We start from the raw sequence: 8,591 nt of genomic DNA on the forward strand, positions 1-8,591 counted from the left end.
ATGATAAGCTTAAAGCCAGCTATGAGGCTGCCGTAATTCTCGCTTGTGTCTTTATCTGGCTGCCGCTGATTTGAATTCTATACAGCCCCTAAGCAATAGTACTATTGCTTAGTACTATTTTTAGCACCGTTTTCTCTTTGAGTCCACCTTCATCTATCAGGTCGTCTTTATGATGCAACTGCCATACAGTTTTGCGAAACGCCATCAAATCTTAGCCATACTGGCTATCGATCCTGAGCTGCCGACGACTTTGGTGCTGACCAAAGCCACGCCACTATCGGCAATCAATGAAGCGGTGCGGTTTTTACAGCAGCAGGGCGTACGCGGCGTACCCACATACGAAAGCGTCAGCTCCGATGATTTTGAAAAACGCATGAATGCCGCTTATGCGGGGAACACAGGCGAATCACAACATATTGCCGCTGGGCTTGAAGACCATCCTGACCTTGATAGTTTGGCGGACAGCGTCCCTGAAACTGAAGATCTGATGGATCAACAAGACGATGCGCCCATTATTCGTCTGATTAATGCGCTGTTGTCCGAGGCCATTCGTCTTAATGCCTCAGATATTCATATCGAGACCTTTGAAAAACGCTTGGTGGTAAGGTTTCGTGTCGATGGTGAGTTAAAAGAAATCATCACCCCCAAACGCCAATTAGCGCCATTACTGGTATCGCGTATTAAAGTCATGGCCAAACTCGATATCGCTGAAAAGCGCGTACCGCAAGATGGGCGCATCAGTTTACGCTTGGCAGGGCGCGAAGTCGATGTACGGGTATCGACACTGCCATCGAGTTTTGGTGAACGAGTCGTGATGCGCTTATTAGACAAACAAGCAGGGCGGCTGAATATGACTTATTTGGGCTTGTCTGATAATGATTATAGCGAGCTAAAGCGCTTAATCCATCGCCCGCATGGCATTATTCTCGTGACAGGGCCAACGGGTTCTGGTAAAACCACCACGCTGTATTCAGCATTGACTGATCTAAATGATCAAACTCGCAATATCTTGACTGCTGAAGATCCGATTGAGTTTCAGCTCGACGGTATTGGTCAAACACAGGTTAATAATAAAGTAGATATGACCTTTGCCAAGAGTCTGCGCGCGATGTTACGTCAAGATCCAGATGTGGTGATGGTGGGTGAAATTCGCGATTTAGAAACGGCAGAAATTGCGGTACAGGCGTCTTTAACAGGGCATTTGGTATTGTCTACTTTGCATACCAACACCGCCATTGGTGCGGTCACGCGTTTGCAAGATATGGGCGTTGAGCCATTTTTATTGTCATCGTCACTGATTGGCGTGGTGGCGCAGCGCTTGGTGCGTACTTTATGCACACATTGCCATGGCTGGCAGGCAGCGGATAGCGAGCAAGCCAAATTGTTTACAGAGATTGGTATTGAGCCAGCTTCAAAAGGTAGTGCCGAAAGCCTAGTAAATAAACCAATCAACCTACCCAAGCCAGTCGGCTGTGATAAATGCAATCAGTCTGGCTTTAAAGGACGGACGGCAATATACGAAGTCGTGCCTATTGATGATGCTTTGCGGCGTATGATACATAGTAATACGGCTGAATATGAGCTAGAAGACTACGCACGCCAGCAGACGCCATCGATTCGTGCTGATGGGCTACGTAAAGTGATTGAGGGGCGGACAACGCTAGAAGAAGTACTGCGTGTGACCAAAGAAAGCGCCCTAACTGATGACGCTATCATAGGCTAGTTTTTTAACGCACTTATTTTGCAGCGGTGCACTCAACTTCAACGCTGGCGCCTGCAGCCAGTTCTGCAACACCAAAGGCAGAGCGTACTGGGTAAGGTTTGGCCAACTCTGCTTTATAGACTTTATTAAAATCATCAAAGTCGTCCATATCAGTTAGCATGGCCATACATTTAACGATATCTGTCTTTTGGTAGCCGTGCTTTAACAAGGTTTCATTAATATTATCGAGTGCTTGTTTGGTTTCAGCTTTGACACCGCCTTTGACCAATTTGCCATCTTTAAAGCCAATTTGACCAGACATGTATAACGTATCGCCGACACGCACCGCTTCTGAAAAAGGATAGTTACCGCCGTCGCCTAAAAATACCGGGCTAGACTTGGTTATAGTAGCGGTATTGGCCGCTGGCGCAGCATTAGCAGTCATAGCGAGTCCTAATGAGCAGGCGCCTATTAGTAATGCTTTAGATAGATTACTGCTGAGTTTATGGGCAAGTTTTTTATGGGTCATTTTGGACATCGCTGTCTCCTTATTATAAGTTTATGTTGCACGAGTTTTTACTTATTCTAAACTATTTATTTGCAGCTGTTTCATCATCAGCAGATAATTGGTCGTTTTTCTGGATTTCAGTATCAGTATCAGTTTCAGGGTTAGACTCTGTCGACTTGCTGCTGGCATTGCCTTGACGGCGCGCTTCTAATTCAGATTTGGGTATCCACGCCCACGTCATCTCAACCACGATAGGGTCACGGTCGCTGTCAGACTCACGATCATGAATCACACAAGGGATGACCATTTCGCCTTTTGGGGTGTTTAAAATATCTAGGCGTTGCTCGTCAGTTAACGACGATACGGCGGCAATCTGACCTTTTTTAATCGGACGATAAAAATTCACTGAGTACGATTTAATCAAGAGCACACGGTCAGAAGGTAGGTTTAAGCCCAAAATAAAGCCTGTCGCCGTTTCCGCGAGTAAAGTAATAGCAACGGCATGGACAGAACCAATATGGTTTTGTACCGCTTTGGTATTATTTAAACTCACCACCACTTGGTTTGGTTCGACTGTTTCATAGTAGACACCCGTTGTGCCTACATAAGGCACTACTTTACCAAATGCTTTGGATAAAATGCTCGAGCGCGCACCAGCGGGTAAATATTTGGTAACGGATAACAGCTTGGTAAACTGATTACTGATAGGCTTAAGGGTCGTGTGTGGCTGTTCAACGGACGAGATTGTGTTGTCAGATACTTTGGCTGGTAATTTATTGGCCAGCTTAGTAGGTAGTTTTTTTAATAATCCTGACATACGAAATTCCTCAATGAGATTGGTTTTACAATGCTAGTGACACGATCGTCAAAAATTTTATATGGTACATAATAGCCTAACGAGCTTTATCCTAGCAGCTATTTTAACTATGGTACATTAACTGATGGGTCCCTACTATTATTACCATGAACTGTAGCGCTTATAAAATAATAGTAACGTAACGACACCTTAAACGATACCTTGGACGATAGAAATAGCATTGCTATAGTCAGTCCTAAATAAAATAAGGATAAAGTTTATCACGCGCTACTGGGACAAATTTTTCTTTCTTGCTGTGCCTGTGCAGACAGAGGCTGCGCAAAATTTATCCCAGTAGCACTGTATTTTTTATAGTGGATCGGCTATATATGCCAAGTGGTCGCCCTTATATGCCAAATGGTCGCCCTATAATAGCGCGGCTTATATACTTTTTACGCGACTTTTTAATGCTGGATAATGCAATGTCTAATATGCCTGATTTTTCTGTTCACAAGCCAACCAATATGATTTATAAGGGTGTTGCTGGTACAGGTAAAACCTATCGATTGCTACAAATCGCGAAACACTATACCGATTATTTGCCTAAAGTGAATAATGAAGATTTACTCGTACAGCTATTACAAGATTTTAGCTGGCGTGAAGTCCTATGTCTGATATTTTTAGATATGCATAATAAGAAAAAAGATTTGTTAAAAGTACCAGAAATCGTTAGCCATGAGTTTTTTTCTGCTAAAGCCGCACAAAATGCCCGTGAAAATAATTTAAGTAATACGGCATGGTCAGTACTACAAATGCATAGCCCTGCTAATTCAAAAACAGTGACCTATAAAAACCGATCCAGCCAAGCCTATTTTGATAAAGACCATAGTGGTGCATGGTATTTGCTTCCAGAAAGTATGGACTTCTTAACCGAGTTGTCGCAGCAACTTGCCGAGTTTCAGCAAGCGCAGCGTGACAATAATATCAATCAAGAGCATCATTTTAGCCAGCAGCGTTTTAGTATGGTCAGCTTTCATCAAGCGTATGGCTACGAAGAGTTTGTGGAAGGTCTTCGTCCTGTGATGGCAGCTTCAAGCACACCACAGCATAGCCAACCTCAAATGAGCTACGCGATTGTAGATGGTGCATTTTTAAAGCTGTGTCAGCGCGCCGCCCGTGACCCTGAACAGCGTTATGCGCTGCTAATTGATGAGATTAACCGCGCCAACGTCTCACGAGTATTCGGTGAGCTGCTCAGTTTGATTGAGCCAGATAAGCGGGATGGCATGGCAAACGCGATGACGGTTAATTTGGCCTATTCTGGACGGGCGTTTAGCGTCCCTGCCAACGTCGATATTTATGCCACCATGAATACCCAAGATCACTCCTTAGCGCCACTCGATATGGCATTACGTCGACGCTTTCGCTTTGTCGATTGCCCGCCGCAGCCTGAATTACTACCGGTTATTAGTATAAATGCAGGTTTAGAGCCAGCTAACGAAGCTGAATCCATTGATTTGGCCAAAGTATTGATGGGTTTAAACAATCGTATTACTCAAACACTAGGAGCGGAGGCGCAATTGGGTCACGCGTTTTTATGGTCCGTATACAGTCTTGCTGAATTACAAACGGTGTTGATTGAACAGATTATCCCGCAATTGGCCCAAGCGGCAGGCGGGCAAGTTTCTGTTTTGCAGTATATTTTTAAAGACGAGCAGCAGCCAATGCAGGCACAGTTTATTCAGGATAGCCAAATGCTCATAAACCATGATTCGAGCAATAAGAGGGACAGTCAAAATAATATAACCGCCCAAAACCCGCTGTTTGCGGGGCATGGCTCATTGCTTGGTCAGCCCATGGCTGCAGAAAGCTATAATATTAATGCCGACCTTATTGCCAAGACAGGCGCGTTTATCAAAGCCATTGTCTACCAGCGTTTATACCCATAAGGCGGTCAAGCAGTGATGAATAGCGGTCAAAACCTCCAAAGTAATACTACCAGCAATGGTATGAATAACGCTTATATTGAGGCGGCTGATGCAAGTGTGGTCACTGTCTTTGAGCACCAACGCTTGACGGTTCATGATTTTTTGCAAGCGTCAGACTTTCACTGGTTAATGGCGCAAGAGTTTTCGGTTTTTAGTATCAAACGTCAGCAGGGGCAATGGCAGTTAAAGGTCGGGCATTATATTGGCATTATTTTATTACCAAGTGGCCTGTCGCTTGAGATACTGCCCAAACTTAATAAGTCAGTTGAAAGTAACGATATCGCCCAAACTCGCCACTGGGTGCAACATATGCTGTCCGACTTGACCGGTAGCAGCCAGCGCACCCATCGCAAGTTACCTAGCAGCAAAAACTTTGGTCAATTTAGCAACCAAGTCGCCGCGTTACCGTTAGAAGTATGGCCCTTATCAGATTGGTTGATTGCGCAGTTTTTGCAACGACTTACTCATTATCAACCGATCAAGCACTATCAATCGCAAGTTCACAACCAAGCGTCGCTACAAGGCCGACTACTCATCAAAGAGCAGCTGCGCCATAATAGTATGCAGCCGCATAAGTTTGTCTGTGAAAGCAGTATATTGAGCCAAGATATGCTGGGTAATCGCTTGATTAAGAGCGCATTGGTTTTGTTGACGCCTTTATTTTTTCAGTCCACGCTATCTCAATCAACTTCTTCTAAGTTTTGGCAGTTATGGCAACCCGTTTCTACGCTTACGCCTTATGACATGCAGCGGCTAGAATCTGTATATGCCCAAGCAAAGCGCGAGCTGGCGATGCAGCCACTTAGGGCGCAGCAATTACAAGCGGCTCAACAATTAGTAGATTTAGCGTATTGGCTATTGCAACAGTCAGCGACTGCAACGGGCAATGGCATGGATACGCAACGCTCATTTAACCGTCAGCATACTACGCGGCGCTTATGTCTATTGATTGATATGAATCAAGCTTTTGAACAATGGGCAAGTCAACGACTCGCTTCGATATTTCAGCAATTAGATGCTGATTATCGACCGCTCTATCAAACACAACATGTGTGGCTAAGCGATGCAGCAGGGCAGGCCTGCTTGTCCATCCGTCCTGATTTACTGATCTATCAAGCGGCCGCTACTGAAGATCATAGTTATCAAAATCAGGATAATACAGTAGCAGAAAACATCAGAGAATCAGGGGAAAGAGAATTAGATAGTGAAAAGTCGGGTCGTTATAGCCACGTGATCGATATCAAATGGAAACACTTATCTCATGCATCTGATGTTAGTGCTAGTGATGCTTATCAATTAATCAGCTATGCACAGGCTTATCAAGCGGATCAGGTTTGGCTGGTTTATCCTGTACGCGGTGACGAAAGACAGCCAGTCGCGTTGAAACAACAAATCTATCAGGATAAAAACGCCAATAGCTATGCTAATAGTTATGCCAGTAGCCATGATGATAAAGTCGCGTCTCCTGCACAGCTATGGCTGATACCGTTCGATGTTCTAACGGGTAGTATAAATGGTGGCTTGCTTCCAGAAGCGAATGTAGTATAATGGCGCTATCGATATTTGGGGATCATCGCTGGCAAGAATTTTTGTCGAAGTTGTTTCCATGTGAAAACAGTATTTTTAAAATAATTTAGCAGTTTTTGAAATTAATTAAAAATAGGTGTTGACACAATCGGTTTTACCCCTTAATATGTGCACCTCGATAGCGAGGAACATTAACAAGTTAGCGGTATTACCAATAACGAGTTAATCAACGAAACTATCGTGATAATAGAAATTTCGGAGTGTGGCGCAGTTTGGTAGCGCATCTGGTTTGGGACCAGAGGGTCGTAGGTTCGAATCCTATCACTCCGACCATCTATTTTATAAGAGCCTTACAGGCTTTTTTTTATGTATAATGGTTTAGTTTCTGATATTATAAGCAGACGATATTATAAGTTATCCCAGTTATGTAAAAGTCCTCTAAGAGCGCCTGTAGCTCAGTTGGATAGAGCATCTCCCTTCTAAGGAGGTGGCCGCAGGTTCGAATCCTGCCAGGCGCACCATTTAGCCTGCAAATCTTGCCTATTCTTGGCAATAGTTATGGCGGTTGTAGCTCAGTTGGTAGAGCCCCGGGTTGTGATCTCGGTTGTCGTGGGTTCGAGTCCCATCAGTCGCCCCATATTTTATTCTGCATTACCTGTTATCATTTATATAACATCTCCTCTGTGTTAAAAAACCTTTTATAGTAATTATATTTGCCGTTGTTGGCATTTTTTTGTGCCTGTCTGTTTGATATTATTCTTCCCAGCTATTCATAAGCAATGTCTCTTTTTCATAAGAAGTAGCTATTTATAAAGAGCACCTATCTATAAATCTTCAGCACGCCCTAACAGCTTGCGCAACACTTATCCCAGTAGCAGGGTGTTTATTTTATAGTGGCTCGACTATAGTCAGTGAAAAGTAAAATCGATTTTTAAAGTATTTTAACTATATATTGAAAATGTGCCCGACTTAATTTGGACTGACTCTATTTATTTTTGTTAGAATTGATGGTTATTGGATATCGGTTATTAAGGAAGTGGTTGATGGACGCACTGAGCGTATTGCTACAAAACGTGCATTTGTTTGAAACCAAATACTATCGTTTAAATGGGGTCGGCAATTGGTCTTATACCCTCACCAGACAAGATACGATTTTATTTTATTTGGTGATGTCCGGTAGTTTTTGTATCGATGTGGGCAATGGGTTACGCGAAACCCATGCTGGCGATATTATTATGATCCCTAGTGCGCATCAGCACACCAGCTATGCGCTGAACTATCATGGTGATGATGCCCAACCATTGGATGAGCTACTGCTGAATTGTCAAGAAAATACGCTTGATCTTCACGGTGATGGTGACTCTAATTCGTCTTTGATTCTTATAGAATGCAAGTACGATAAAGAGATGATCCGTCCTTTGTTGTCTGTGTTGCCGCCAATATTGCCTGAAATCAATGATGAGTCTGATGGCAGGTTTGAGGTTATTGATGTCGAGATTAAGCTACTGACTCTCGAAACTGAGCGTGAGCGCATGGGAAAAACGGCGGTCATCAACCATTGGGCAAGTATTATGATGATTGAATGTTTGCGCGTCTATATTGAAAGCTTACCCGACGTGACCGAAAACTGGCTAAAGGCGATGAAAGATCCGTTCTTGACCAAAGCGCTGGCCGCGATGCATGCAGCACCGGACCAAAACTGGACGATTCATAAGCTCGCTGAAGTGGCAGGTATGTCGCGGTCGAGCTTTGCGCAGCGCTTCAAAGATACGGTTGGTATGCCGCCATTGGCCTATCTTATTGATTATCGCTTGCGTCTGGCCGCTCGTTATCTGCGCTTGCAGCAAAACAGTATTAGCCGTATCAGTGAGCTGGTCGGTTATGCCTCAGACTCAACCTTTAGCCAAGCATTTAAACGGGTATACGGTATATCACCAAAAGCGTACCGCCAGCAGTATCAAAAAGACAGCATCGCTTAGTTTGTAGTCAGCGAACTTGTTTTTAAAATAATGAGTTTTATCAAAAAGTGCCGTAAAACCAGGTTCTTCTATGGGGTGGATGTAAGGCATA

At 43.9% G+C, this 8,591-nt stretch carries 6 protein-coding genes and 3 tRNA genes; 7 read left to right on the plus strand and 2 right to left on the minus strand.

Going from position 1 to position 8,591, the window contains the following annotated elements:
* Window positions 1–169 precede the first annotated feature (169 nt).
* The gene (gene gspE, locus EI161_RS12290) at window positions 170–1,723 is read left to right on the plus strand and encodes a type II secretion system ATPase GspE (RefSeq protein WP_192524618.1); all 1,554 of its coding nucleotides are present in this window, start codon (window positions 170–172) and stop codon (window positions 1,721–1,723) included.
* 13 nt (window positions 1,724–1,736) lie between these two features.
* Here the strand turns inward: gspE and EI161_RS12295 are convergent, their stop codons facing one another.
* Together EI161_RS12295 and EI161_RS12300 are read right to left on the minus strand one after the other, a co-directional pair.
* Window positions 1,737–2,240 (minus strand): RidA family protein, encoded by a 504-nt coding sequence (locus EI161_RS12295; RefSeq protein WP_192524619.1) that lies wholly within the window; start codon window positions 2,238–2,240, stop codon window positions 1,737–1,739.
* 52 nt (window positions 2,241–2,292) lie between these two features.
* On the minus strand, window positions 2,293–3,027 hold the full coding sequence (locus tag EI161_RS12300; protein WP_192524620.1) for a DUF4442 domain-containing protein: 735 nt from the start codon (window positions 3,025–3,027) through the stop codon (window positions 2,293–2,295).
* A gap of 461 nt (window positions 3,028–3,488) precedes the next feature.
* Here EI161_RS12300 and EI161_RS12305 point away from each other — a divergent pair, with 461 nt between their 5' ends.
* The 6 genes from EI161_RS12305 to EI161_RS12330 all read left to right on the plus strand — a co-directional run bounded on the left by EI161_RS12305 (window position 3,489) and on the right by EI161_RS12330 (window position 8,500).
* Entirely contained in the window at window positions 3,489–4,955 is a 1,467-nt protein-coding gene (locus EI161_RS12305) for an McrB family protein (RefSeq protein ID WP_225735378.1), read from the plus strand.
* Window positions 4,956–4,970: 15 nt separating this feature from the next.
* Entirely contained in the window at window positions 4,971–6,542 is a 1,572-nt protein-coding gene (locus EI161_RS12310) for an McrC family protein (protein WP_192524621.1), read from the plus strand.
* Between the two features lie 235 nt (window positions 6,543–6,777).
* Window positions 6,778–6,854 (plus strand) — tRNA-Pro (locus tag EI161_RS12315).
* A 111-nt stretch (window positions 6,855–6,965) separates the two neighbouring features.
* Window positions 6,966–7,042 (plus strand) — tRNA-Arg (locus EI161_RS12320).
* A gap of 40 nt (window positions 7,043–7,082) precedes the next feature.
* Window positions 7,083–7,158 (plus strand) — tRNA-His (locus EI161_RS12325).
* Between the two features lie 406 nt (window positions 7,159–7,564).
* Window positions 7,565–8,500 carry an AraC family transcriptional regulator gene (locus EI161_RS12330; RefSeq protein WP_192524622.1) on the plus strand — a complete coding sequence of 312 codons (936 nt, stop codon included), beginning with the start codon at window positions 7,565–7,567 and terminating at the stop codon, window positions 8,498–8,500.
* Window positions 8,501–8,591 lie beyond the last annotated feature (91 nt).

This window comes from Psychrobacter sp. FME5 (assembly GCF_014861375.1).
Taxonomy (GTDB): domain Bacteria; phylum Pseudomonadota; class Gammaproteobacteria; order Pseudomonadales; family Moraxellaceae; genus Psychrobacter.

Excerpts from the sequence above, each read along its gene's own strand:
- gspE (WP_192524618.1), top strand. The coding sequence starts at position 170 with ATGATGCAACTGCCATACAGTTTTGCGAAACGCCATCAAATCTTAGCC.
- EI161_RS12295 (WP_192524619.1), bottom strand. The coding sequence starts at position 2,240 with ATGTCCAAAATGACCCATAAAAAACTTGCCCATAAACTCAGCAGTAAT.
- EI161_RS12300 (WP_192524620.1), bottom strand. The coding sequence starts at position 3,027 with ATGTCAGGATTATTAAAAAAACTACCTACTAAGCTGGCCAATAAATTA.
- EI161_RS12305 (WP_225735378.1), top strand. The coding sequence starts at position 3,489 with ATGTCTAATATGCCTGATTTTTCTGTTCACAAGCCAACCAATATGATT.
- EI161_RS12310 (WP_192524621.1), top strand. The coding sequence starts at position 4,971 with ATGAATAGCGGTCAAAACCTCCAAAGTAATACTACCAGCAATGGTATG.
- EI161_RS12330 (WP_192524622.1), top strand. The coding sequence starts at position 7,565 with ATGGACGCACTGAGCGTATTGCTACAAAACGTGCATTTGTTTGAAACC.